This is a genomic window from Candidatus Hodgkinia cicadicola (genome assembly GCF_002774925.1).
Genome location: NZ_NXGO01000109.1, coordinates 1 through 822 on the forward strand (window position 1 = coordinate 1; position 822 = coordinate 822).

1 protein-coding gene is annotated in these 822 nt (G+C 38.0%); it reads left to right on the plus strand.

The window, feature by feature from the left end; genetic code table 4:
* Positions 1–628: 628 nt before the first annotated feature.
* Positions 629–822: 50S ribosomal protein L3 (gene rplC / locus MAGTDC_RS06065; protein ID WP_414173073.1), on the plus strand; the 194-nt coding region annotated here is incomplete at its 3' end.

Sequence of the window (822 nt, forward strand, 5' to 3'; positions counted from 1 at the left end):
GAATAGTCTTATTGCTAGGATGCTATATAGACAAGAAGTGTTTATTTTCTTGTTGTGGATGCCGATGTTGAGCTCTGAGAGAGGTTATCCTAAACTTTTACATAATGTTTAACTATGACTAACCGCTAAGTATCTGTCTTGGTTTTGTAGATTTTCAGCAGTACAAAGCTTTTTCAGGGGTGTGTGTGTATGTGTGTGTGTGAGTATGTGTGTGAGAGAGAGAGAGTGTGTGTTCCATTAAAAATCTTGTTCACTTCTGTGATTTTCTTTGGTAAAAGCCCATCCACATTCCACTAAAGTATCTTGACCTTCTTTGGTTATAGTTTAGTTCAGTGTCTGGTTTCTTCATTTTGGGATATTGTGAGCTAATGTTGTCACTCATTTAACATCTTACAGGGGGACGTATAGTTTAAGGAATGCTGCAGTGACTTTGCCCTCAAGTCAAATGTTTATTGAATGGTATGTTCAAAGTTTGTTTCAGCATTCAAGAAATTATGTTAAGTATTATGTCAGATATTCAATATGTTGAATAAACCTATAGCAATACAGATAATACATAAGAAAACAATTTGTAAACTATATTTCATTAGGAACAACATGATTATTTGTTAATTCTCTGTCTCACAGGATATTCCGAGGTTTCCAAGGTGTTATGAAAAGGTGGGGTTTCAGTGGAATGCCTGCAACACACGGTGTAACGAAGACACACAGAAGACCGGGCAATATTGGTGCTGGTGGGGTAAAGGCTCGCGTTTGGCCTGGACAAAAGATGCCAGGGCACATGGGTAATCGTTGGAGAGTTCACAAAGGAGCAAAGGTAGT